Origin of the sequence: Brevundimonas sp. VNH65, from assembly GCF_049445955.1 — a bacterium.
In the GTDB taxonomy this organism is placed as follows: domain Bacteria; phylum Pseudomonadota; class Alphaproteobacteria; order Caulobacterales; family Caulobacteraceae; genus Brevundimonas.
Genome location: NZ_JBMSDX010000002.1, coordinates 557438 through 581849, shown reverse-complemented (window position 1 = coordinate 581849; position 24412 = coordinate 557438). Strand labels below are relative to the sequence as shown.

The 24412-nt window shown below is 64.5% G+C and carries 24 protein-coding genes; 4 read left to right on the top strand and 20 right to left on the bottom strand.

Going from position 1 to position 24412, the window contains the following annotated elements; genetic code table 11:
* Positions 1-24 precede the first annotated feature (24 nt).
* The 14 genes from ACO2Q1_RS06650 to ACO2Q1_RS06585 form a co-directional block, all read right to left on the bottom strand.
* Positions 25-1332, bottom strand: a complete 1308-nt coding sequence (locus ACO2Q1_RS06650) for a tyrosine-type recombinase/integrase (RefSeq protein ID WP_112999662.1) — start codon at positions 1330-1332, stop codon at positions 25-27.
* An 89-nt stretch (positions 1333-1421) separates the two neighbouring features.
* On the bottom strand, positions 1422-1619 hold the full coding sequence (locus ACO2Q1_RS06645) for a hypothetical protein (RefSeq protein WP_423328772.1): 198 nt from the start codon (positions 1617-1619) through the stop codon (positions 1422-1424).
* Positions 1620-1650: 31 nt separating this feature from the next.
* Complete coding sequence (gene dcm, locus ACO2Q1_RS06640; protein ID WP_086490804.1) at positions 1651-2916, bottom strand: DNA (cytosine-5-)-methyltransferase; 1266 nt, start codon at positions 2914-2916, stop codon at positions 1651-1653.
* Positions 2917-3062: 146 nt separating this feature from the next.
* Positions 3063-3245, bottom strand: a complete 183-nt coding sequence (locus tag ACO2Q1_RS06635; RefSeq protein WP_086490803.1) for a hypothetical protein — start codon at positions 3243-3245, stop codon at positions 3063-3065.
* A gap of 148 nt (positions 3246-3393) precedes the next feature.
* A complete protein-coding gene (locus ACO2Q1_RS06630) occupies positions 3394-5814 on the bottom strand; it encodes an AAA family ATPase (protein ID WP_086490802.1) in 2421 nt (806 codons plus the stop codon).
* A complete protein-coding gene (locus ACO2Q1_RS06625) occupies positions 5811-6446 on the bottom strand; it encodes a hypothetical protein (protein ID WP_086490801.1) in 636 nt (211 codons plus the stop codon). Before ACO2Q1_RS06625 ends, ACO2Q1_RS06630 begins: the two co-directional genes overlap by 4 nt.
* Positions 6443-8200 carry an SIR2 family protein gene (locus tag ACO2Q1_RS06620; RefSeq protein WP_167381815.1) on the bottom strand — a complete coding sequence of 586 codons (1758 nt, stop codon included), beginning with the start codon at positions 8198-8200 and terminating at the stop codon, positions 6443-6445. Before ACO2Q1_RS06620 ends, ACO2Q1_RS06625 begins: the two co-directional genes overlap by 4 nt.
* Before the next feature lie 99 nt (positions 8201-8299).
* Positions 8300-11812, bottom strand: a complete 3513-nt coding sequence (locus tag ACO2Q1_RS06615) for a DEAD/DEAH box helicase (RefSeq protein ID WP_086490799.1) — start codon at positions 11810-11812, stop codon at positions 8300-8302.
* Entirely contained in the window at positions 11796-12575 is a 780-nt protein-coding gene (locus ACO2Q1_RS06610; protein WP_086490798.1) for a Hachiman antiphage defense system protein HamA, read from the bottom strand. Before ACO2Q1_RS06610 ends, ACO2Q1_RS06615 begins: the two co-directional genes overlap by 17 nt.
* Before the next feature lie 14 nt (positions 12576-12589).
* Positions 12590-13396 carry a restriction endonuclease gene (locus tag ACO2Q1_RS06605; RefSeq protein ID WP_086490797.1) on the bottom strand — a complete coding sequence of 269 codons (807 nt, stop codon included), beginning with the start codon at positions 13394-13396 and terminating at the stop codon, positions 12590-12592.
* Between the two features lie 101 nt (positions 13397-13497).
* Positions 13498-14535: a nucleotidyl transferase AbiEii/AbiGii toxin family protein gene (locus ACO2Q1_RS06600; protein ID WP_086490796.1), complete on the bottom strand. Its 1038-nt coding sequence runs from the start codon at positions 14533-14535 to the stop codon at positions 13498-13500.
* Positions 14528-15121, bottom strand: coding sequence for a DUF6088 family protein (locus ACO2Q1_RS06595; RefSeq protein ID WP_086490970.1), 594 nt, complete (start codon positions 15119-15121; stop codon positions 14528-14530). Before ACO2Q1_RS06595 ends, ACO2Q1_RS06600 begins: the two co-directional genes overlap by 8 nt.
* Positions 15122-15234: 113 nt before the next feature.
* Complete coding sequence (locus tag ACO2Q1_RS06590) at positions 15235-16596, bottom strand: tyrosine-type recombinase/integrase (RefSeq protein ID WP_086490795.1); 1362 nt, start codon at positions 16594-16596, stop codon at positions 15235-15237.
* A gap of 272 nt (positions 16597-16868) precedes the next feature.
* Positions 16869-17843: an ABC transporter ATP-binding protein gene (locus ACO2Q1_RS06585; protein ID WP_423328743.1), complete on the bottom strand. Its 975-nt coding sequence runs from the start codon at positions 17841-17843 to the stop codon at positions 16869-16871.
* A 204-nt stretch (positions 17844-18047) separates the two neighbouring features.
* Between ACO2Q1_RS06585 and ACO2Q1_RS06580 the strand changes: the two genes are divergently transcribed.
* The 4 genes from ACO2Q1_RS06580 to ACO2Q1_RS06565 all read left to right on the top strand — a co-directional run bounded on the left by ACO2Q1_RS06580 (position 18048) and on the right by ACO2Q1_RS06565 (position 21024).
* The gene (locus tag ACO2Q1_RS06580) at positions 18048-18299 is read left to right on the top strand and encodes a hypothetical protein (protein ID WP_423328742.1); all 252 of its coding nucleotides are present in this window, start codon (positions 18048-18050) and stop codon (positions 18297-18299) included.
* Between the two features lie 86 nt (positions 18300-18385).
* A complete protein-coding gene (locus ACO2Q1_RS06575) occupies positions 18386-18622 on the top strand; it encodes a zinc-finger domain-containing protein (protein WP_423328741.1) in 237 nt (78 codons plus the stop codon).
* Between the two features lie 488 nt (positions 18623-19110).
* Entirely contained in the window at positions 19111-19530 is a 420-nt protein-coding gene (locus ACO2Q1_RS06570; RefSeq protein WP_423328740.1) for a DUF2141 domain-containing protein, read from the top strand.
* 24 nt (positions 19531-19554) lie between these two features.
* Positions 19555-21024, top strand: a complete 1470-nt coding sequence (locus tag ACO2Q1_RS06565) for a carotenoid oxygenase family protein (protein WP_423328739.1) — start codon at positions 19555-19557, stop codon at positions 21022-21024.
* Here the strand turns inward: ACO2Q1_RS06565 and ACO2Q1_RS06560 are convergent.
* From ACO2Q1_RS06560 to grxC, 6 genes are all read right to left on the bottom strand, one after another.
* On the bottom strand, positions 21021-21497 hold the full coding sequence (locus tag ACO2Q1_RS06560; protein ID WP_423328738.1) for a GNAT family N-acetyltransferase: 477 nt from the start codon (positions 21495-21497) through the stop codon (positions 21021-21023). The genes ACO2Q1_RS06565 and ACO2Q1_RS06560 overlap by 4 nt on opposite strands.
* Positions 21497-21973 carry a DUF6265 family protein gene (locus ACO2Q1_RS06555; RefSeq protein ID WP_423328737.1) on the bottom strand — a complete coding sequence of 159 codons (477 nt, stop codon included), beginning with the start codon at positions 21971-21973 and terminating at the stop codon, positions 21497-21499. The genes ACO2Q1_RS06560 and ACO2Q1_RS06555 overlap by 1 nt, the downstream gene beginning before the upstream one ends.
* 86 nt (positions 21974-22059) lie before the next feature.
* Positions 22060-22845, bottom strand: a complete 786-nt coding sequence (locus ACO2Q1_RS06550) for an AraC family transcriptional regulator (protein ID WP_423328736.1) — start codon at positions 22843-22845, stop codon at positions 22060-22062.
* A gap of 7 nt (positions 22846-22852) precedes the next feature.
* Entirely contained in the window at positions 22853-23287 is a 435-nt protein-coding gene (locus ACO2Q1_RS06545) for a DUF1178 family protein (RefSeq protein WP_423328735.1), read from the bottom strand.
* Positions 23284-24132: a carbon-nitrogen hydrolase family protein gene (locus ACO2Q1_RS06540; protein WP_423328734.1), complete on the bottom strand. Its 849-nt coding sequence runs from the start codon at positions 24130-24132 to the stop codon at positions 23284-23286. The genes ACO2Q1_RS06545 and ACO2Q1_RS06540 overlap by 4 nt, the downstream gene beginning before the upstream one ends.
* A 15-nt stretch (positions 24133-24147) precedes the next feature.
* The gene (grxC, locus tag ACO2Q1_RS06535) at positions 24148-24405 is read right to left on the bottom strand and encodes a glutaredoxin 3 (protein WP_423328733.1); all 258 of its coding nucleotides are present in this window, start codon (positions 24403-24405) and stop codon (positions 24148-24150) included.
* Positions 24406-24412: the final 7 nt, after the last annotated feature.

Below are 24412 nucleotides of genomic sequence, written 5' to 3'. Positions count from 1 at the left end.
CACGCGGCTAATCACGGACGAACGCTACGTATTGAAGAGATCGGTGCGGTCGATCTCGACCATGCGCATGATTTCGCGGCCCCAGGATTCCTGTGCGTCGCGAACTTGGTCATCGAAGTCATGGACATCGTAAAGGGTTTCCATCTTCGAATTGTCGTGGTGATTAATGACAGCCTCTGCCACATCAAGATCATATCCCAGCTTGTGACGAATCTGGGTGCGGCCGAACCGTCGGCAATCATACAGTTGGACGTCCGTATCCATCAGGATGCAGCTTTGTTCCAGTTGAGTGCGCACACGGAACCAGCAGTTCGTCATGGACGCCTGGATCATGTGGCCGCTCCGTCCGAATGCTTTCGGGAAAAGCCATTCGCTGTCACTGCGCTTGAAGGCTTCTTGCATCAAGGCGACGGCTAGATCAGAAAGCGGCACAAAGTACTCGACGCCGGTTTTGGTTTCGGAGGGGCGCCACGTTCGGGTTTCGAGGTTGATTTCGCTCCGACGCGCTCTCGCGACATCGACTGGCCGTTGAAGGGTGACCATGTAGATCAAGACTGCCAACGCCACGGCCACGCGATCGGTATCCACACACGCCTTCAGCATTTCATCCCAGTAGAGTTTGAAGCGCTCCTCATTCAGGCGCCCCCTACGCTTGGGAACTTTGTTCGCCATACCCTGAAACGCTGCGGGGTTTCGCGAGGCGCGTTCCGTCGCCATCGCATACTTGAAAACTCGCTTGATGGCCTTGTGGCAGATGTTGGCGGTTGTCTTTCCAGTAGCCCGTTTCCGCGCCCGACGTTTCAGAACGCCCAACTGAATTTCATCGAGCAGTGCAACGATGTCGGACTGCTTAATGGTGTCGATGTCCATGTTTCCTAGGACGGGATAGACGTGCTTTCGAAGATCATTCCCTTCCGGAAGCTGGCGCTTGCCCACCCGTCGGTTCGCCTTGGCTTCCAGGTACGCCTCGGCCACAGCGCGAAAGGAATTGTCCACTTCCTGAATCACTGCTTGTTGCCGTCCTTGTCGGCGCGCTTCGACCGGGTCGACGCCGTTCAAGGTCAAGTCAGCCATCCGCTCTTTAGCGGCGGCCCGTGCGGCGTCGGCCGAAATGAAACTTGGCGAGCCAATCGCAAAGTCGCCGTCCCGACCGTCACGCTTTGTGTAGCGCATGACATAGCTGGCTGCGCCGGCGCGGCTGAACTGGAGATACAGAGGCGAAAATTCGGAATCCCAGTACCGACGGGAGCGCTGCTCCGGCGGCAATTTCAGCAAGGCATCAACGGATTTGTTCGTCAGCCTTAGCCGGGTAGAACTGCGAGTCTTTTTCATGTGGGCATTCACTTTCCAAGTTGGTGAGACTCGGAAAATGGCAAGGGCTGGACCACCGGATGAGCCACCTGAAGTGGTCGTAGGTCGTCCTAAATGGTCACCTTTGGTCCCTTCGATGAAACTGCACTAAGCCTATGAAAAGTGTCCCGTTTTGATCGATCACATTGATTAAAATCGCCAATTTGAAACACCTTCACTACTGCCGTCCTGTAGCGATACCCCCGGGCGAATAGCGCCTTGCGGATCGCCAACTCGATCTTGGTATCGCGCGCCCGGATGCCGGACATCATCCGGCTTCGGGTGGCCGCGTCGACCGTGTCAGCCATTTGCGACGGCTAGCCGCTCCACATCAGACTGAACCAGCTTCATGATCCCCGGCTTCATGCCGCGCGCTACCGCTTCGATCAGAGGCACAACAACGGAATTTCCGAACTGCTTGTATGCGCGCATATCCGAGACGGGAATTTCGAACGTCTCCGGATATCCCATCAGACGCGCGCATTCCCTTGGGGTCAGCCGACGCGGATTCTTGCCCTTGCCCCTGTAGATCAAAATTTCCGAACCATCCTTATAGTAGCGCGCAGACAGAGTCCTGCTCGTTTCGTCGGGTCCAACGACGCTACAACCGAAGCCGTTGCCTGCCGCACGATGCTTTTCAGCATATCCCTGAAGATATGCCCAAAGTCGGTCCGTCAGCACATATTTCGGCTGAACTTTACCATTTGGAAGAAGAAAGCGGCCTTGATCGCCATCCTTCTCGCTTCCGTTTTCCGCATGGAGGATGGATCTGAGCTTTGGGCCGCCCGCGACTTCCGGAAAAGTCGCCAGCAGTTCCTCCCACTCGAACCCGACGTCCTCCCTGAACCCCACGAGCAGAATGCGCTGACGGTGCTGCGGCACGAAGCGCCTTCCGTCGACGACCATTGGCTTGACCGTATATCCCAGCTGCCGCTCCAGCACGTCCATGATCACGCGGAAAGTGTTACCCTTGTCGTGACTGACGAGGTTCTTCACATTCTCAAGTAAAAATGCCTTGGGCTGTTTCTTGGCGATGATGCGCTGCACGTCGAAAAAGAGAGTTCCCTGCGTGGTGCATTCGAAGCCATGGGGTCGACCGAGAGCATTCTTTTTTGAAACGCCGGCCAAGCTGAAGGGCTGGCAGGGGAAACCCGCCAAAAGCACATCATGGTCTGGGATGTCGGACTCATCAATTTTGGTTATGTCACCCGCGATGGGATGATCCTCACCGAAATTGCGGCGATATGTCCTCTGGGCATAATCGTCCCATTCACTCGTAAAAACACAGCGACCGCCGATCGCTTCAAATCCGAGCCGGATCCCTCCGATGCCCGCAAACAGGTCGATAAAAGTAAAATCACTGTCGCCTTGGCCGGTGACGTTATGACCTCCGATAATCCGTTGAAGCGCAGGGACGACTGCCAAGGGAATCTCAAGTTCGCGCTTTTCCCACCGGCTTATCTGCTTTGGGTTATAGTCCAACCGCTCCGCCAACTCGCGCTGCGTGAAGAGAGTTCGCGCTTCCAAAAGCACTTCAAACCGTGACGCCGACAGGATTTCGTTCATTCTTTGCACTCTCGGCATGGGGAATCTCACCGGACTTTTTGTCCCCTGAGAATCCCACCGTCAACCCCGCGCGGAACGCAATGCGAACATTTTCTGCATGAGGATGATTCGTAATGTCACCTCCCTCACGGGGGAGGCGGAAGGAATCACTCGAGGGGGTCAAGATCGTGACGGCTGCCCGGGCGCGGGTTGCCGCCGATTTCGGCCGCGTACGCGAGCTGCGTCAAGCCGGCGCGCAGGATTTTGGGCGCGTCCTCGCGGACGGTGATTTCGGCGTCTGGCGCGCTGTAATTGAAGCGCTCCGAAAAAGATGACCCGTTATTGTCCATGCGCTTCCTATTGCATAGCTGGCGCTCGCCAGCGTCGGCTTACCCGTCTTGGGAGGGCGTGTTCGACGGTTTACCGAGGTGCCTCCGAGGAGAGCGCGGCCGGCAGGAAAGACTGTCAGCCAGGGACACCGCGGACAGACAGGCGTCGCTACGCTGCGGCCAGAAGTGCGGTCTCCTCCTTGTACGAATACCGCTTTGACACGCACACGCTGTCGCGGCGGGCGCCTCTCGTCAGCTCAAGGGTGAGCAGGCTGTCGTCAGGAAACGCAGGGCTCAGTTCCAGCCTTAGATATTCAAAGAGCTGCCGGTCATGGACGGCGATCATAACCTGCCGTCCGTGCTCCTTCGAAAGGGTGCGAAGCAGCGCTGCGAAGTGCGCGATGTGGACATCGTCCATGGATTGGACGGGGTCGTCGAGGATCAGCCAGGGCAGCTCCTTCGGAACCGAGAGGTGGAGCGCGATGAACAACGTCAACGCCGCCGTGTTGAGGTTGCCTGCGCTGAGCATGGCTCCTGGCGCGCCGCCTGCCTCACCACCATCCCTGTGCTCTGTGATCAGCTTCGGCTGTAGCTTCTGCGTGGATGATGCGGGGATACGAAAGGCCGGCACGAACGGCTCGCCTGGCGCCAACCGCACGAACAGATCACGCCACAGACGATTGAGTCGGTCGTTGAATTCGCGTCGAATGATCCCCGATCGCACCCGGTCGACCGCGTTGCGGACCTCGATCCCTTGGTCGCGTAGCGACTGCGCACGCTCAAGGGCGGTGTCTGCGGTCTGCCATGCGCTGAAGTCCGCAGAAATCTGCGTGTCAGCGTCCTGGCGCTTTTGGATGTCGGTGCGGATGGCCGCGATCTTGTTGAGACCATCGCGGCGCTGGCTGACGCGCAGTTGCAGGCGCGAGGTTTGCGCGGCGAACCGCTCGGAGAGCCGCACGACTGCAGCGTCGAAGGACTCGCCTTCCGCGACGCCAGCTTCGCCGGCGGAGGTTGCGAACGACGTCAGGGTTTCGCGGGCGGCCGCGAGAGAAACGTGGCGTGACTGCGCCTCGCTGACCGCACGACGCGCTGCAACGTCAGCGGTCCTGAGCCTTGCGCCTTCGCGAAGGGCGTCGGCCATCGAATCAAGCTCGGTGATGACGGCGTCGATCGCTGCACGTCTCCGATCGAGCGCGGCGAGCGCTTCTTCGTCGAGCTGGAGCGCCGCAAGGGTTTCGAGTTCGCGATCGAGGCGTTCGAGCGTCACCTGCACTTCGCTTCTCGTCCGGCCCAAGGTGAGAAGGCGCTCGGCGGACGCGGACAACGTGCGGACCTTGGTGTGGACGTGGTCGCTGAGAGAGTCTGCGCTGACCTCGGAGAAATCGCGATCGCACACGGGACAGACGTTGTCGTCGATGAACGAGGTGAGTTCCGCCAGCGCCGAGGCTAGGCTTCCGGAGGTAGACGACAGGCGCTCGACTTCCCCGTCGATCGTCTCGCGTTGACGCATTGCGACATCACGTTCGTCCTGAGCGCTGGCACGTCGCACGATCGCGGCGCGCGCCTGGGTCGCCTGATCTTCGAGCTGCTTTCGCTCGGTCCGCAGCCTTGTCAGCGCCTCGTCGGCGAATCGAACGGGATCGCTCGGCAGTGACAGGTCGGGGAGGAGAGCTTCGATGCGTGCGCGGGTTGCTGCTACCCTCGTACCGTTAGTAGCTTCCCATTGGGAGTACTGCTCGCTGGCATCGCTGCCGGGCAATGGCGTGTCGGCGGACGCCGCGCTCTGGGCTTGGCCGATCTCGCGACGTATCGCGGCAAACCGGCGCTCCTGATCGGTCAGCGTCGCGAATTGCTCGTCGTCGCGGCCGTCCGAGAGCGCGGCGGACACCGCGTCCAAGCTATCCTCTTGAACCTCGACGCCGACATCGAGGGCGGCACAAATCTTTGCTAGTTCTGCCAGGGCGGCGATGATCCGATCGTTGATCAAGCCGCGGCTCTTGCGCTGGTCGGTCAGCAGTCGGTCGAGGCGGGATTTCTCATTTTCGGCGGCGAGCCACCCATCGACTGTCTTCCGAACGTTGCGAACGTCGACAAGGGGCTTGAGGCCGGCCTCGAGCGCATCCAGGCGGTCGAGGCCAAGGAGCTTTCCAACAAACTGGGCCAGTGGCGACCCCGCGTCGCTGCCGGCGTCCTGATAGATCTGGAGTAGTTGCCCGAGCAACGACTGGGGAAGGAATGCGCGTTCGCGGAAGAAGGCGGCCAGTGGTTCAGCAAGCGCGTTATCCGATTTCGCCCCGGCCGGAGCGAGCGTTGCGCTGAACGTCTGTTCGCTCGCGTTCAGCGCACGCAGCACAACGCTGCCGTCTTCAGCGGATCGGTGGAGCAGCTGGCGCTCATAATTGGGATCAGCGCGCTGTAACGACTGCACGTGCCCGGTCAGCGCCAACTCGATCCCGGAAAGCAGGCTTGTCTTGCCCGCGCCGTTTTCACCGTGAACGAGCACCACCTTCGCATCCAGCGGGGCATGGATATGGCCGCGGATGCTCCGGAAATTGGTAATGTCGAGGCTTCTCAGCATGGAGTCGCTCAAGACGGTTCTCCTTCGCTCGAGGCCTTAAAGGGCTGCCCTACTGCTTCGGCTGCGGCTTCCGTCACCGCCGCCTCGCCCACGGCCGAGGCTTCAACGACCGCGTCGAGGAGCGCGTTATCCGTCCCTTGCTGGAGCGCGCTGATGAGCTGGTCCATCGCCGGTCCGCTCCCATTTTCCGGATTAGTAGGCGCGAGTGGAAGCGTCAGCGGCAGCAGAACCCGGATTCGATCGTCCAGTTGCCGCTCCGCCGTTTCATCAGCTGGCTCGCCAGCCTGGCCAAGGGCGATATTCTCGACCTGCAGAACCCGGCAGGTTTCGGACAGCGTCTCGATGCCCTCGGCCAGTGCGGCGCCTGCCAGTATGAGGGTGACGACATAACGCGACGCGGTTACGTCGAGCGCGCGGCTCAGCGCTTCAACCCGTTGCCGAACGCGCGCACCATCGCGGTCGCCGAAATCCCCCGTTGTCGTATCTACGAGGAGCACCAGGTCGAGGGCGCGTCCATCGCTGCCCCGCATCGCGCCGGTGAAGGCGAACTCGACGCCGGCGATCCTTAGCGGAGTCGACAAATCGTGATAGCCGGCTGCGCGAAGCCGCTTTTGGATAGCTTGGATCAGGGGCGCGGTGCTCACAGCATCATCTCCGCGACGAAGGCGCTTTGCAGTTCGGCCGCATCGGTGGAGCGGCTCAACAAATCGGCGATGCTGACGTGTGTGTTGCCAACACGCCCAGTGCGACCCGGTGCGGAACGGACGCGGCGGGCGCTTGCGCCACTTCCAACCATGCGCCGCCAAGCGTCGTCAGCATGCACAACAATCGCGTTGTCATTCGCGAAGGCGCCGTTGCTCTGGAGCGAGATCGCATCAGCCGCCGACTTGACCAGGAACAGGGGACGAGCCGCAGCTCCCGGGCGCGTGGGCTGCGCTGTCATCGCTCCCGCCAGCAGCGTATTGTCGGATGGAGGTGTCAGCTCCCAATGGCCGTCGGCGCGCCCCATCTGGAGAAGCGCGAGCATAACCCCCAACGTGCCGAGTCCCATAGCCACAGCATTCTGGTCGGCCGCGAGGAGGTTCGGTGTCGAACTGCTGAGCGCCTCATAGGCATCCGGATCGTCAGGCAGCACGCCGCGCCTGAACAGGGAGAGCATTCGGGACCAGAGGCCGATCGCCTGATTGGCGAAGGCGGTTCTGCTCCGCTCTCCCGCCGGGATAACGGCATGATCGGCCAAGTCGTTGCGAAGCGCCTTCAGAGCCGGCGCGAGGGCAACGGCGATGGTCTGCCGTCCCGACGCCGTCAGGCCGAGCTCCATCAATCGAGAGAGCTTCTCGCAGAGCAGCTTCAACACCAGTGCGATCAGGGTCTGCTCGCCCCACGCGCGGAGCAGAGTGGCATCGTGCAGGGCCGCGGGAGCATTGTTGTAGGCGTCACCGTAGACCAACCGCAGGACGTCGCGTTGACCGAGCTGGATCTTGTCCTCGCAGAAGATGTGGGCAGGCGCGTTCGGCGCGCAGGGCCATGGCCAGCCATGAACCGCCTTGGCGCGAGCGAAGATGGTCTGGAGATTGTTGTCTTGGATGGAAAGACCAAGCACGAGGGTTTTATGCGTGGTTGCGAGGCCAACGATCGCGTTGCGCATTGCGGCAAACGCAGCCGTTTCCGGCCAGTCCATGATCTGGGTGTGGCTGCCCGTTAGATACTGTCGAAAGACGAGCGGCTCACGGGTCGCGTGAATGATGCAGCCGTGAAATTTGAGGAGCTTTGCCCTGCCGGCCGGGCCGCGCAGTTGATTGGGATCGACGACAACCTGCATGACTCCGGGCACGGCGCCGCTTAGCCGGGCTACCGCCGCTTCGATGAAGCCGTCCCAGTTCGCAGAAGCCACTTCCTGAACGGCTCCTTCAAGAATGAGCACCGCTATCGATAGATGTTCGGCCGCTGGCGGCGCGGGATGCTCAAACGCCTCTCGGATATTGATGGCGTCCCATAGGACGAAGTCGGCATCCTTGCCGGGCACGCGAATGTCTAGAATTCGCGAATACTTGTTCCACAGGCGATTGATGATCGCGTCATGCTCCGGCCAAGCCGCAAGCGGATCCCCGTAGCGGGCGCGAACGGCGGCGGGCTCGACCTCAGCTAGGGTCAACGCTTCCTCCAGTGCAGGGACAAAGTCCGCTGCTGTGGCCGGGTCGTTCGCGCGTTCGCGCAGATAATCAAAGGCCCGCTCGATCAGCGTGCCTAAGCTCGGCGCCTGACGCGAGATGCCCGATCCAATCCAGAGCGCAAATTCGCCGTTTTCGATGGCCTCCGCCACTGCGGCGAAATCTGCCTCGAACTGCTCCAGCAACTCGCGCACTGAAATGTCATTCGCTGTCGGAGCCAGCGCCACGGTTGCCTTCCTTCCCCGCGTCGCGACCGCGCCGCACCTGATTAAGACACTATTGTCTCGCAAGCACTTGTCCAGCACTAGGACACTAGAAACCTTGACCTAGCCGATGTCTGCCGGACCCAAGTAGACGATGTCGATTTTGCTGACGTCCTGCGCGACCGTCGCCCGTAGCAGGCCGAGACGGGCTGGATTGAGCGCCGCCTGTACCGTGCCGAGCGGGGTCGCATCTGCCGCCAGCACGCGGGGCTGGCCGCCCCAATGGTGAACTTGGACCGGCGTGCCTGGTGGCGGGGGAACGCCTAGCCAGTTGACGGATGCCCAATATCGCCGGTCGGACCAGATGCGGTTTTCCGCAGGCGTGAAGCTCTGCGTGAACTCCATCCAGATCGCTTTCGTTTCGGCCGTCGGCCAGTCGGGCAGAGCGCTCCACGCGACCACGGCCTCCGAATTCAGCCATTGCCGCAGCTCTTGGCCCGTCGTGAAAGTCGCCACCGTGTCGGTAACGGCCTTGATCGCAGCGAGTCGCGAGTTGAAGCCGGCTTGGATCAGGATCGAGGCTGACCGATTCAACGTACCCGTCTCAACAGCGGGAACCGCTACTCCAAGCTCGTGATCCTCCAACGGCAAATCGAAAACGCCGACTGTATCGCCATTGGCGGCTGCCCGGACGCGGACCGCCTCCATCGCCCAAGGCAGACGATAGACCAGGCCGCCCTCAACAAACTGCAGGGTCTCCGACGCCTGAGCTGCCCCCAGCGCCGCGAGCGGCTGGCCGAGCAGCCATGCGCGCAAGATGTGGCGCCAGTTCGCTGGCAAGGGATCGGGAGTGAAGGGATAGAAGGCGAAGACAAGTTCGGCGAAGTTGGTGATCGCGGTGATTGCCGCCTCGGCGTCCCCTTCGAGGATCGCGCCATTGGCCTGGATGAGAAGAAGATTGGCATCGGCGGCGATAGCATCGAGCGCGTGGCCCGTCGTCAGCCCGACCCCCGCAAGGAAATAGCCGCGGCGCTGTGCGGCTGTCGACTGACTCCAGATCAGCCGGCTGCGGGACACCAGCCCAGCCTTCAGCGCCTGCCGAACGGGCTCGTCCCGTCGTTGAAGGCGGCGATGCCATAGGGAGGATTGAAGGATGTCGTCTAGCGCCGCCTCGATGCCCTCGTCGGGGATGTCGTTCTCTCCGATGAGGCTGAGGATCGCTGTGTCGAGCGTTGCGACGTGCCGTTCCCAATCGGCGAGCGCGCGTTCGCGGTCCTCGGGCTTTTCGTTGGCGACTTCGGGGAAGGTCCAGGCCGCTGCGTTGTTGACGACATACTCGACGAGCTGGTTGAGGTCGCCGCCGACGCGCGCGCGCATTCGCGTCAATAGCAACGCGACCAGCCGCAAGAGGCCGCTTTCCATCTCGCGCGCGCCGAGGTCGGTGATGAGCGCTTCCCAGTTGCGCCGCTTCTTGGTGATCTCGTCGAACATGGGGAAGAGAACGATGCCTTCGACATCGACATAGGCGCGGCCCGCGCGGCCGATGACGTTCTTGAACTCGCTGATCTCGATGCGCTCGCCAGCCCGGTGAAGGGAATACATGACGACGGCGGTGGCCGACAGGTTGAGGCCCTGCGCCAAGGTCGGCGATGAGATGGTAACCTTGAGAACATTCTCGCGCAGCAGGCGCTCAACCTCCTTCCGATAGGCGGTGGGCAGCGCGCCATGATGAAGGGCGACACCGAGGCGCAGGCACTTCAGGATTGCGCTGTCGGCGCCCAGCCATTCCTCACCGAGCGCGATCGCGGTGTTCAAGAGATTCGGATCGGCCGCGAGCAGCGAGCGCAGGGCGCCGCGCTCATGCAGATCGACGATGACGTCCGCGAACGGCTCGACGCTACGCCGCTCGGGGCAGAAGATCAGGACTGTCTGACCATCATCGACAAGCCGCCAAGCCGTCGCGAGGCAGAGTTCGCGCTGGTCGTCGGGAAACAGACGGGTGCGGCGGCGCTTCGGCGGAATCCAGCTGGGCGGGGCCGCGCCGGTGAGAAAGCGCTGGACCCAGGGTCGCTCGTCGCCAACGCGCAGGTTGAGCCGCGCCGTGGGCGACGTCCACACCACTTCGCCGAACCGCAGCCGGGTCGGCCGCCAGTCGTTCTTGATCAACCCGCCCGGGTGATCGCGGCGCAGCCAGGCAGCAAAGTCGTCGAGCTGGTCGCCATCGGGCAGGATCGCCGAAAGGCAGACAATCCGTCGCTCCTGCGCGTCCGGGCGGCGAAGAAGCCGCTGAATCTGTACCTCGTAACGGACCTCGCGCTCATTGGGACCGATCATATGGCCTTCGTCGAAGACCAGGAGGCCGACATCATCAAGAAGCGAGGGGTCGTTGCGCAGGGCGAAGTCGAGCTTCTCGGGTGTCGCGACCACGATGTTGCGCTCGCGGATCGCATCCTCGTCGAAGCCGCTGACGCCGATGCTGCCATAGAGGGCGGAGATGGTCTTGCCGAGCGGGCCGAAGGTCCGCTGCAAAGTGGTTTCGGTCTGCGCCGACAGCGCGCGCAGCGGGGTGACGAAGACCACCCGCTTGCCGCCCGCCAGGCAGCGTAGAATGCAGAGTTCGGCGATGCGGGTCTTGCCGGCGCTTGTCGGCAACGACACCACCAGGTCGTCGGACTGGTCGGCGGCCCGAGCGGTCGCCTCGGTCTGCGACGGCCAGAGGTCGATTTCCGCCTTCGGGCGACGTTGCAGCAACGCGATGAACAGCTCGCGCAGTGGCTGCCAGTCGGCTGCGGCCCCACCGGCGGGCTGAAGCGGAACCCTCTCGTGAAAGGTGCTTGACCAGAGGTCCGAGAGGAGATGGATCGCAACGCGATGCGCCCACCATTGCGGCAGCATGTTCATCTCGCTGCAGATCGCGAGGCTGGTGCGAAGCCGTTCGAGCGCTTGGTCGACCAGCGGCCGCTCACCCCGTTCGAGCGCGAGCAGAAAGAGTGACATGGCGGCCATGAAGGCGTCGGTGAGCGCGACGTCGAGACCGTCGAAGAGGAAGTCGTCGCCGTCCTCGGGCGGGGCGGCGGCGGCTTCGGCTTGATCGAGACGAGTCTGGATGTCCGCGGCGATGCGTGCGTCGCTGCCTTGGCCGGATGCGCGGTAGTCGAGGACGCTGGAGCGCAGGGCGGTGAAGTTGCGGCGCATCAACTGCGCGAGGGCCCGCTCGACGGGCGAAAAGTTCTCTTCCGTTTCGACGATCGCGAGCAGCGAATAAGCCCGCGCCGACAGATGGGCCAAGTGATAGGCCGCAGCGGCCATCACGAAATGAAAGTCGCGATCCACCTCCTGGCGGTCGCCTTTGGCCATCACTGCCTCAAGTGCTGTCGCCGCCTGCTCGAAGGCGGCGCGCGCCTGGGCAGGGTCGCCACCGAACTCGCGAAGCCGCAGGCCGAGGCCAAGCAAGGCGTAGGCATACGAATGGAGATCATAGCTCAATTGGGGTGCGAAGGCCGGCGCGTCGGGCGGGAGGGCGCCGTCTCGCCAGATGATCGCGCGGGCCTGACCGCGCGCGATCAGGCTCCCCCTAAAGCCGGCGGTCGCCGCTTCCGCGATGTCGGCCGCAATCGCTTCAGGGGTTGTGGGCATCGGCGATCACTCGATCATAAACCGCGCCGATGAAGGCGGCATGTCCTTCCACGCGAAGCCCGATACCCCATTGGTTGATGGGGCCGGGATAGGCCTGAAGGGAGGCGGTCAGCAGCGCGTCCGGCGCGTTGCCGGAAAATGTGAAAAGCAGATGCCTGACGTTCTGCGATGGAATCCCGTGCTTTAGCAGCGCGTCGTCGATCGCATCGGCCAGCGGCAGATTGTCGAGTTCGAGCAGGCGGGCCGAGATGAAGGACAACGCGTGCGCGGAGGGCAGTCCGCCGTCTTTGTCGAGGCCGACACGCGCGTCGGTCAGGACCTGGGCGGTGAGCGTGGCGCGGCTCTTCGCCTCGGTCTTCAGGAAATGCAGGCGTTGCGACTGTGCGTCTTGGAGGATACCGATCACGTCGTCGCCCCGCATTGCCATGTTGCGATGGTCTTTCCAGCGCAGCCGCTTGATCGGCGCCCGGTAACCGCCGCTGTGCGCGTCGATCCATTCAGTCGCGTAAATCTCGCCGAGGTCGCCAGACCGGATTTGCTTGGTCGTCGGTAGCTTGCCCTCGATCAGCGCCGCAGCGGCGGGCTTGCCGAGCCGCGCGAGCGCGCGCGCCACCTGTTCTTCCGACGCATAATGCGCGGGCACGATGGCGGCGGTGGCCTGGATGCCGGTGGCGAGGTTCGCGGCCTGTCCGGTCATCACGCGGCGATGGTGGGCCCCCACGGGCTCGTCGACCGCCACGCACCAGTCATTGAATTGCGCCATCCTCGTTCCCCCGGTCATTGAGGAAAGAGGTCGCGGACGCGGATGAACGGCGAGCCGGTTTCAGCGGCACGACGGATTTTGCGTTCGAGAACTTGGGTGAGCGGGAGTTCACGGTCGAGCATCTCGTAGAGATCGAGCCCATCCATGCAGATGACGCGCTTGCCGCGCCCGAAGGCGGCAAGACCATCCTCGGTGAAGCCGCTATTGCTGACGAATAGGCCGCGGGTCCAAGCCGCCTTCTGCTCGATCTTACCGTGGAAGGTGTGCAGCTCGGCGACGCCTATCGGCTGGCCGTGCCATTTGGCCTCGAGAAGATAGATCTCGCCTCCGAGCTGGAAGCTGCCGTCGATTTGCTCGCCACGCAGTCGAAAGGGTTCCTGGGCGGCGAGGCCAAAGGCGTCGAACAGGCCTTTGAGAAAGCCTTCGAAGGCATAGCCACGTGCATGGGGCGCGAGAGCGGTGACTTTAAGCAGGTCAGCCTTGATCTTCGCGATCGCCTGTCGATCGACGGCGGTAGGCTGCGGGCTCGCAGTGGGGCGTTGGGACGCCGCGCCGCCAGAGAGGCGGTTGACCAATCCCTGATAGCGCGCCTCGGCATTGGCCACCGGGTCGGCACCGCCAGAGCGGGCGAGATACTCGCTGCGATGCTCCCAAAGAGCGGCCAGCACACGGACGGCGGTCGCGTCGTCGCACGCCTGCAAGAAATAGCGGAGGCGCTTGCCCTTCGAGCCGCCATTCACCGCGTATTTCGGATCGTCGATGTTGACCTTGAGCTCGGAAGCGAAGAAGTCCGAGAAGCTGGGATCGGAGAAATCCAGCACAAAGCCAGGCCCCCGGACGAAGTCGACCAGGTCGTCAATGAGGCGCAGGTCTATTGATCGAATCGAACTGATATCCTTCCTCCCCAGCGGACAGCCTTGAGCTAGCTGTTGATCGTTTCTTCAAGCGCGGCAACTTTCGCAAGTATGTCGTCGAATGACGGCGGCGTCTGGTCAAACATCATCGGCGCCATAGCCCGGTAGTCGGCTCGCAGGTCCTTGACCCGACTGTCGTCCGGCATCAGCCGGAGCGAGCTTGGCCGAGCCGTTTCGTAGCTGGCCCAGCCCGAACGAAAGAAGATGGCTTTGTGCTGCGCCACCTGCGCTAACAAGTCGAGATCAGCAACGGCGGCTTGACCCTCGTCCGTGTCGAGGAGCATGGCGAGGTCGTAGTAATGCCGGGAGAAATACGGCGGCGTAGGTGACTCAGTAGGGCGATGCGCTTCCGCATGGAGCGCGGTCGCCTTCTCCCAAAAGGTCCGCCGCGCTGAAAGCACTGTGATGCTGGTGTCGGGATCGGCGAAGAACTCCGGATAGTCGTCGGCCGCGTAGGGACGGATGACTTTCTCCTCGGTCGGCCAGAGATCGCCGCGCGCGCCCAACTCGAATTTTACCCGCGGGGTGACGTAGGCCATGCCTTCGTATTCGGCGGCAGGCAGCGCGGTCGGATAGTGGAAGTTGACGGTTTGGGCGTCGCTGGCGTCTATCTCCAGCGACCACTCGCCTTCGGTTGGCTCGCCGAGTTGTTCCACGATCGCGGCGCGCAGCGCCGGGAGAAGTTTCCCGGCGATGTGCCGCTCGACGTCGCCCACCAGGTCGTCGATAAGTCGGGCCGCCTGCTTCCTGCTGATCCCCTCCTTCTCGGGGTCGCGCTCGCCGGTGTATCCGAGTTCGGCCCGGTCGAACGATAGGTCGATGTCCTCGGAGAACCGACGGATGGCGTTGAACGCTTTGGAGAGCGATGTGCCGCCCTTGAAGACGAGGGTTGCCGTGGTGCCCTTCGGCATGCCGAACAGGCGCTTCAGGCTCCAGCAGACCCAGAAGTCCTTTTCGATGATCGTGTCGGCGACGCCTCGGCTGGCGCCGGTCTCCCCGAAGAGAGCTGCGCGATCGGCGCTGGGAAGGCGGGCGACATCATCCATCGATATTGGCCATCGATGCGTTGGCGATCGAGACGAGCGTTGGCCTCATCCAGGCAGGCGCTTGAAGGGCGGTTGAGGCCAACGTCTTCTTGTCGTTGGCCGACAGCTGGCGCGCCGCAACCTGCGCGACGTCAGCCGCCCGCACGGGGCCGACATGGCGAAGGGCCTGAACCACCGTTCCGGCGGGGCTACCCGGCGCGATCAGATGCTTGGGCGAAGCGTGGCGAAGATCCACGACGCGCTTTCCCAGCACGACACGACGCGACGGACCATCGGTGAGATAGGTGCTTTGGGCCGGGACCTGCGTCGAAAGGCCGAGCGCGTTCGCTGCCCGCGCGCCGGCGATCTGCACCTGGGAGCCGGTCTCCCTAGCAAGCGCATGTGCTACATCGTCTGGCGCAGGCGACAGTGGCCCGAGCTTCGGATGCAGCTTTGGAAAGTCGTAGAGCCCGCGCGCAAGTCGACGGAGCTGTCCGCCCTTTACCAACCGCGAAAGGGCCTGATCGACCGACGAGCGAGTGGCGAGAGAGAGGAAGTCGCTGGGCGTGAAGACACTGCCGCGTCCGCTAGCGCGAACGCGTTTCATGACCCGATCCGGAACGGAGGCGCTTACCCTCTTCATATGTCAGAAAATAGGGCATGTTTTTCTGACTTGCAAGTAGCGGCGTGTCTACGTTGGTAGCGCCGCTAACTTGTCTGCTATGCAGCGGCGCGTTGCTGCTCGCTTGCCGCCTCAGCCGCATCCGGCGCCGAGGCTTGTTGAAGGAAGCGAGCGAGCGCAGCGCGGCGAGAGTCGCGGTCCACGGCGTAGGCCGTTTGCTTGAACTCGATGCCGTCGAGCAAGCCTTGGATGTAACCGGCGATCGTGTCGGCGGCCATGATAAGCGCTGTATCGAGCGTGTGTATGTAGTTGCTGGTGACTGAGCCCTTTGAGTGGCCCACGAGAGCAGCGATCGTCACCTCTGTGAAGCCGAGATCGTTTGCGATGCTGGCAAAGCTGTGTCGCAAGACATGGGGCGTGATGTCGGCCAGCGGCGTGTCTCTGAATATCTGCTCCCAATGGTTCGGAAGGCTTCCGAACGCGTTGTCGTCTCCGTGTCCGGGAAACACGTACGTGCCTGTGCGAGCTTTCCGACTTGCTTCGAGATACTCGACGACAGGGAGTCCGATCGGGCGGATGGAGCTTCCCTCCTTACTGTCAACCAGACGCAAGCAACTCGCGCTCGTGTCCGCCTCCGCCCACGCGAGCGTCACCATCTCAGTCCGCCGGCATCCGGTGAGCGCGAGCTGGCGTATGATCTCAACTGATAGCTCGTATTTCTCTGTTTTGACCGCCTTATCCAATATCTCGCCGAGCAACCGATATTCTGCTTCGGTCAGACGCCGCGCCCGGACGTTGTCCTTCGGCCGCCTGACACCGTGCGCCGGATTCAGATCGATGATGCCAGCCTCGACTGCGTAGGTCAGTATTCCGCCGAAGAGCCCTATCGTGCGCGTCGCCGTACCCGCTCCACCACGCACGATGGCGCGGCCGCGAAGCTTCTTCGTCTTGACGCTGCAACGAGTCTTGCCGGCCATGATGTCCTTCAGGGCCTTCGCGATATCCGCCTTCACCAAATCCTTGACCCTGCGCGTACCAAGCAAGGGAATGATGTGACGCTCGATACGCCCCGTGTCGGACAAGATGGTGCTGGCTTTCTTGGGGCGGCCTCCCTTGCCGAGGATGAGGCCGGCTTTCAGATCGGCAACGTAGAGCTCACACAGCTCCTTGACGGTGATCGCCTTGCTGTCGAGCTGCTTCTCCTCAGCCGGATCTTCGCCCTGCGCGATCCGTCCCAACTGCACCTTTGCCTCCTGGCGCGCGCGCTCAGGCGTCCAGACGCCGTGCAATCCGATTGTGAAGCGACGCGACCGCTTGCCGAGCCGATACTGGATCACGTAGCTGCGCTTGCCGGACGCGAAAACGCGGAGGCCGAAGCCGGGCAGGTCGTCGTCCCATATGACGTAATCTTTTGCGCGACTTTCTGCGGCGTCGACGACGCGCTTTGTGAGCTTAGACATGGGCTTCCTCCGACCCTACAGCTTCCTCTCGCGTAAGCACCACGTAAGCACTTGGGCGAAAACCGTGGCGGACAGAAGAGTAAGTTCGGCGGAGGAAGAATGCAAATTCTTTATTGTTTACAGTATGATAGGCGGTCATCGGCGGCTCCTTGCGCTTTTTGGCGGAGCCAGCGATATTCCCTCCGAAGGCAAAGGTCACACGTTCGAATCGTGTCGGGTGCGCCACTTCCTGATCTTCTTCCAGACCTGATGCGGCAACGGCCGCGCCGCGCTCAGTCGCGCGTCGGCTCCGGCTGGTCGGGATCGCCGTAGGTCAGGGCCAGGAAGACGTCTTCCAGGTCCGGATCCTCGGTGGTGATGTCGGCGATAGTCACCCCCGCGGCGCGGACGGCGGCCAGAACCTGTTCGACCGAGGACTGGCCCTTCTTGTAGCTGACGGCGAAGGCGCCGTTCGGGCGGGCGACGGCCTCGAAACCCTTGAGCTTCGGCAGGGCGGTCAGTTCGCTTTCAGGCGTGACCACGACGTTGCGCGTATCGAGGCGGCGCAGCAGCTGCGGCGTCGGTTCACAGGCCACCACCCGGCCGCGATTGACGATGGCGATCGTGTCGCACAGCTCCTGGGCCTCCTCCAGATAGTGGGTGGTCAGAAGGATGGTCACGCCCTCGGCGTTGATCTTGCGGACATACTCCCACAGCTGGCGACGCAGTTCGACGTCCACCCCGGCCGTCGGCTCGTCCAGGATCAGAACCGGCGGCGCATGAACCAGGGCCTTGGCCACCATCAGCCGTCGCTTCATGCCGCCGCTGAGCGCCCGGACATAGGCGTTGGCCTTGTCGGACAGGCCGAGGGCCGCCAGCAATTCGTCCGAGCGCCGCTCGTTCGACGGCACGCCGTAGAAGCCGGCCTGAACCTCCAGCGCCTCGCGTGGGGTGAAAAAGACGTCGGCCACGATCTCCTGCGGCACCACACCCAGGGCGGCGCGTGCGCCGCGCGGATCGGCGTCGATGTCACGCCCCCAGACGGCGGCGGTTCCGCCGGTCTTGTTCACCACCCCGGCCAGGATGTTGATCAGCGTCGACTTGCCGGCCCCGTTCGGTCCCAGCAGGCCGAACATCGAGCCGCGCGGCACCACCAGATCAACACCGTGCAGCGCCGTCTTCGGCCCCGACTTCTTGTTGCCTGCATAAGTCTTTTCCAGCCCCCGGACCTCGATGGCGTTGGCGGGCAGGGCGGTGGAAGCGGTCATGAAGGCGATGCGCGTGTCAGAGGAGAGGGCTCAGGTGCCGCCGGTTAGTTAGGCGTCGCCCACGCTTCCGCCAAGGGCGGGCGACCCGCGAACGCCCTTCCAGGAAACGCCTGCTTTCCATTATGACAATGACGCTTGACATACCGACATAGCATGTCTAGCTTCCTTTCCATTGTGAACAGCATGTTTTACGGAGATAACGTCATGCCCCGCTCGCGCCTTGTCGGATGGACCGCCTTCGCCTTCTGCCTGATCGGCTACGGCGCCTTCGCCGCCTTCATCGTCGCATCCAAGATGGATGTGCTGACGCTGAAACAGGCGCTGCTGTTCGGCGCCCCGGCCGCCATCGTCGGCGAGATCGGCCTGTGGGTGGCCGCCGGATGCCTGGGCTGGAACCTGTTCAAGGGCCGCAAGGCGATGTTCGACCGGGTGTTCCGCCGTCGTCGCCTGGCCTGAACCGTCGAAAAATCCCGGGCGGCGTTCAGTCGTGGGCGAATATGGTCTAGAGGTTCGGCGAACCGAACTCCTCTTTGGACCTCTCCATGTCCTCGCAATCGACCGTCGCCCACTTCCCGCCGCCCGAAGAGATCGTGGTCGCCACCAAGCGCGTGGCCTGCGACGGCGGCGGCGCGCTCGGCCATCCGCTGGTCTATATGGACATGGGCGAGGACGACTTCGTCGAGTGCGGCTATTGCGACCGGCGCTTCGTCCTCTCGGCCCACCCTCACGCCGAGAGCGAATACCTGGATCCCGCCGCCCGGCCGCCCGAGGCGCATTAAGCAACAGGTCGCTTCGCGACGCGCTATGTTCGCGACGCGGTCGCTCACCACTTGAGCGCTGGGGGCCTTGGGTCGCTGTGCGATGCGCTACACTCGGCTCGCGGAGCCTCGCGACTTGAGCGCATTGAGCCTCTGGTCGCTGCGCGACGCGCTATGTTCGCGACGCGATCGCTCACCACTTGAGCGCATGGGGCCTCAGGTCGCTGACGCGACGCGCTATGTTCGCGACGCGGTCGCTCACCACTTGAGCGCATGGGGCCTCAGGTCGCTGACGCGACGCGCTATGTTCGCTACGCGGTCGTTCATGACTTGAGCGCAGTGTTGCGCCGACCGCCTGTTCATTCGCGCTTCGTGAGTGAACAGGGGTGGTCGTTGGCGAATGGATGACGGTCAAGCCCGCAGATCGTGTGGCGACACGGCGGTGCGGCGATCAGGGTCGGGTCATCAAGGCCCGGTCGTCGGGCCTGTCTCTCAGAAGGACGCCCGCCATGCGCATCGCCGCTTTCGCCTCCCTCCTCGCCCTGACCGTCGCGGCCCCGGCCCTGGCGGAGCCCGCCGCCTCGATCCGTTTCGACTTTGAGACCGGCGCCGCGACCGGCAAGATCATGGTCGCCCTGTACGACACGGCCGAGGCCTATTCGGGCGGCGCCCCGGTGCGGCAGGCCCAGGTCGACGTCGCGAACGGCCAGACCCGGGCCGACTTCGGCGATCTGCCGGCCGGCGACTACGCCATGAAGGCGTTCCATGACGTCAACGGCAACGGCCGGATGGACACCAACCCCTTCGGCATGCCGACCGAGCCCTTCGCCTTCTCCAACAATGCGCGCGGCAACATGGGCCCGGCGTCCTGGGATCGGGCCCGCTTTTCCGTGTCCGGCGAGGTCGCCCAGACCGTCGCCATCCGCTGATCACGCCACGCCGGAGACACAGCCATGCCCGCCACCCGCCGCGCCTTCCTGACCGGAACGATCGCCACCGCTTCGGGCGCCCTCCTCGCCTCGCCGGACCTCGCCTACGCGGCCCGCGCCCTGGCCGCGACCGACGGCTGGGCCTTGGCCACCCGGGACGTCGAGGCCGACATCGCCCCTCGCGCCCTGACCCTGGTTCACGGCCGCGCCCCCGAGGGCCTGGCGGGAAGCCTGTATCGCAACGGACCGGCCAAGTTCCGGCGGCCCGGCGGCTCGGCCCAGCACTGGTTCGACGGCGACGGCCTGATCCGCCGCTTCCGCATCGCCGATGGCCGCGCCGCCCTGGCCGCCCGCTTCGCCGACACCGAAAAGCGCCGTCAGGAAAGTCGCGCCGACGCCATGCTGATGCCCGGTTTCGGCACCCTGCCCGACCCGCGCGCCGAGATTCAGTCGGCCGACGACGCCAGTCCGGCCAACACCTCGGTCATCCCGGTGGGCGACAAGGTCTGGGCCCTTTGGGAGGGCGGCTCGCCCATGGCCATGGACGCCGAGACCCTGGCCAGCGAGGGGTTCGTCACCCTCAGCCCGGACCTGAAGCAGATGCCCTTCCTGGCGCATCCGCGGATCGAGCCCGACGGCCGCATCTGGAACCTGGGCATGGGCGGCGCCCAGGCGATCGTCTGGCGGCTGTCGCCGGCCGGGGATCTGGAGGACGCGCGTGTCATCCCCTTGCCCCGCGCCAGCTATGTCCACGATTTCACCGCCACGGCGCGGCATTTGGTCATCGTCCTCCAGCCCTGGATCAAGACCCGGAACGTCATGCCCTTCTCGGCCGGTTTCGAGTGGAGGCAGGACGCCGGTACCCAGGTGCTGGTGGTCGACAAGGCCGATCTGACGAAGACGCGCGTCTTCGACCTGCCGACGTTCGGCTTCTTCCACCTGGGCGACGCCTGGGAGGAGACCGACGGCACGATCCGCTTTGACGTCTGCGCTCACGACGACATGAGTTTCGCCGCTTCAGGCGCCCAGCAAATTCTGAACGGCGTGCCGGTCGGCGGTTCGCCTGCTCATCTGGCCCTGGTGGCTCTGGGGCCGGACGGGAAGGGCCGCCTGGAACGCACCGGCGTCATCGCCGAGTTTCCGCGCGGCGACGCCCGTCGCGCGGGTCTCGCCCGCCGCTACAGCCTGCACACCACCGGCGACACGCCAGAACGACCGCTGGCGGACGGCGTGGGCGTGTTCGACTGGGCGACGGGTCGGGACCGCAGCTTCATCTTCGGCCCCGGCCATGTGCCGGACGAAATGGTCTATGTCCCCAAGCCCGGCGCCACGGCCGAGGATCAGGCCTGGCTGGTCGGACCGACGATCAATCTGAAGGCCGGGGTCACGGAGCTGCATGTCCTGGACCTGGCGCGGATCGAGGACGGCCCGGTCGCGACCTGGCGCGCCGACGTCGCCCTCCCGGCCGCCTTCCACGGATCGTGGAAGGGCTAGAGAGACCGCTCCATATATCGGGCGTCCGGGCCGTAGCCGGCCAGCTTGGCCCGGATGTCCGGCGCATCGACCACGGCGAAGCCCTGACCCTCCCAGAAACGGACGGCGTCATTGACGGCGACCAGGGCCATCAACGGCAGGCCCAGGGCGCGGGCGTGATCGGCCAGGGCCTCGACCGCCGCTCGCGTACGGCCGCCGCCCCGCGCCTCGGGCTTCAGCGCCAGGTCGTGCAGATACAGGCGGTCCGGATGGGAAGGCAGGCCGTCGATCAGGGTGTTGAGCGCCGGCGCCGCCGTCCCACGCCACGGATAGCCGACCAGATATCCCATGACCGGACCGTCCGGCTCCGCCAGGCTGAAACAGCCGGCCGGATGCAGATTCAGCCGGTTCGCGAAACAGGTCTGGTCCTCGAAATGGTCGGGAAAGGCGACGCGGGCGACCTCGACGACGCCGTCAAGATCCGCGGGCGTCATCAGCCTCCAGCGGAGGTCGGGCAACGAGTGTTCAGGGGTCGGGATGTGAAGCTCCATGAGACGCTGCGCGCCTGGCCGTCGATCGTTCCATCGATGCGGGCCTTGAGCGCGTCGCCGTCGCGTTCATAGCGAATATGATTCGGAAAGTCGTTTTCGGCGTTGGAGAAGACGACATGGTTCGAGCCGCTGTCGGACATGACGAACACCGTCGGCGGCGCCCCCGACGGCTGGGCGACATAGGCGAAACCCTGGGGCAGGGCGGCGATGTGAGACACCTCGAAACCGGGACGACCCGATCGCGACACAGTCAGGTTCCAGCCGACCCGCAACCCCGCCCGTTCGTCGCTCCAGGCCTCGGCTGCCTCTCGCCCGTTCGAACAGTCCAGCCAGTAGCCGCTCATCCACGACAGGTCGGGCGGCGCGGCGGCCGGCGTAGCGGTCTGGAGCAACAGGGCGGCGACAGCTGACAGGATCATGACGGGCTCTCCTCGGATGCGGCCGCAACCTTATCCGCTGCCTCACGGCTCCGCTTGTAGGATTACGACAGTTCGGTTGGCCGATATCAGCCCGGCCGGGCCAGGGCCCGGGCCAGTTCGACCTGTTCGCGCGCCCATTCGCTGGCCGTGCAGCCGAGAAACCGCCGGAAGTCGCGCGCCATCTGCGGCTGGTCGAAATAGCCGGCTGACAGCCCGGCCTCCAGCCAGCTTTCCGCATCCGACCCCAGGGCATGGTCGAAGACGCGCCGGAAACGAAACACTGATCGCAATTCCCGCGAAGACACCCCGACCCGGTCCAGGAATCGCCTCTGCAGGGCGCGCTGCCGGGCCGCGTCCCTCACCGGGCCAGGCCGATCGTCGCCGATCGCCGCGACCTCGGCCCTAACCTCGGCGTCGATCGTCCAGGCGTCCTCGCACCGCACCCCGTCCAGCCAGTCCGCCATATAGGCCGCCTGTCCCGCCGGATCCCCGGGCGGCGGGGTCAGCCCCTTCAGTCGGTCGCCCATGTCCAGCCTGCGATCCGTGGCGATCGCCAGGGGCGCCTTCAACCAGTCCCGCGCGCCGTCCGGATGGAACCGCAAGGCGACCAGTTCGACCGGCCCCACCGGACGGATGGCGATGGGCCGGGTCATCTGACCGGCGAAGAGGGCCGGGGGCTGAAGACGCCACACGCCGTCCTCGCCCAGCTCCTCATAGGGCGCGCCGAGATCGAGGATCAACTCGGGGCATCCGTCCGGCGCAATACGCTGCACCACAGGAGACGGGTCCGGCGCCGCATAGGTCCAGATGACCTTGACCCAGGGCGCGAGTCCCTCGGGCGGCGCGAACTCCTCATATCGCTCGGCGCCCATCCTCGCCTCAGTTGGCCTTGGACGGGTCAGGCGGCAGGGCGGGCAGCGGCGCGCAGGGCACCCCGTCCTCCTTCAGCTTCTTCACCTCGGCGGGCGTGGCCTCGCCGTAGATCTCCCGCTTCTCGGAACGGCCCTCGTGGATGTCTCGCGCCTCCCGGGCGAAGGCGTCGCCGACATAGTCGAAGTTCTGTTCGACATGGGCGCGCACCTCGCGCGCGGCCTCCATCATCATGGTCTGCATCTTCTGGCGCACCTCGTCGGGCGGAGCGGCGCGCTTCGTCCCCGCCACGGCCGGCGCCATGACCTGCTTCTCGACCCGGCGTGAGCCGCAGAAGGGGCATTCCACCAGGCCCCTCGCCGCCTGATCGTCATAGTCAGAGGAGGAGGCGAACCAGGCCTCGAAGGCGTGCGCCTGCTCGCAGGCCAGGGCGTAGCGGATCATGCGCCGACGCCGTTCGGTGCGGCGAAGGCACGGTCGTGGGTCAGGGCGGGCACGGCCGAGCGGGCGCGATCCACGGCGCCCAGGTCCAGCTCGGCGAACAGGACGTCTGGCCGGTCGTGATCCAGTCGGGCGATGACCTCGCCCCAGGGGCCGACCACGATCGACCGGCCCCAGGTCTTGCGCCCATCCTCATGCGTCCCGCCCTGGGCCGGGGCCAGGACGAAGGCGCCGGTCTCGATGGCGCGCGCGCGCAGCAGGGTCTCCCAGTGCGCCTCCCCGGTCGGCACGGTGAAGGCGGCGGGGACCGCGATCATCACCGCCCCCGCCTGGGCCAGGGCGCGGTGAAGATACGGAAAGCGCACATCGTAGCAGATGGTCAGGCCCAGTCCGCCCCACGGGGTGGCCGCGACGACGGCGGCTTCGCCCGGACGAACCGTCGCGCTCTCGCGATAGGTCTCGCCGTTCGCCAGACTGACGTCGAAGACATGCATCTTGTCATAGGTCGCGACCACCTCGCCCCCGTCGTCGACCAGGATCGAGCGGTTGGCCGCCCGCCCGTCTCCCGCGTGACCAGAGGCGACGATGGCCGAACCGATCAGGATCCAGACCTTCAGTTCCGCCGCCAGCCGACGCAGGCCCAGCACGGCCGCGTCGTGATCCTGGTCGACGATCACGGCCTCGCGGCGGTCGCGGCGCTGCTCCAGCACGTTCGACCCCTCGGGCGTCAGGATCAGCCGGGCGCCGCCGGCGGCCGCACGACGGACCAGCGGCTCCAGTTCGGCCAGGGACGCCCTCTGGTCGGCCGGGGTGCAGGTCTGGATCAGGGCGATGGACAGAGTCGTCATGCGCGTATCAGGACGTCAGGCCGCCAGCAGCGGATCCAGTTCGCCTGCGCGGTCCAGGGCGTGCAGGTCGTCCGACCCGCCGACGTGTTTTCCGTCGATGAAGATCTGGGGGAAGGTCGCCCGACCGCCCGACCGTTCGACCATTTCGGCCTTCTTGTCCGGATCGTTCGACGCGACGATCTCGGTGTAGTCCGCCCCCTTGCGCTTCAGCAGGCCGAGAGCCGCGAAGCAATAGGGGCAGCCGGGCTTGGTGTAGACGACGATCTCGGCCAAGGCGGGG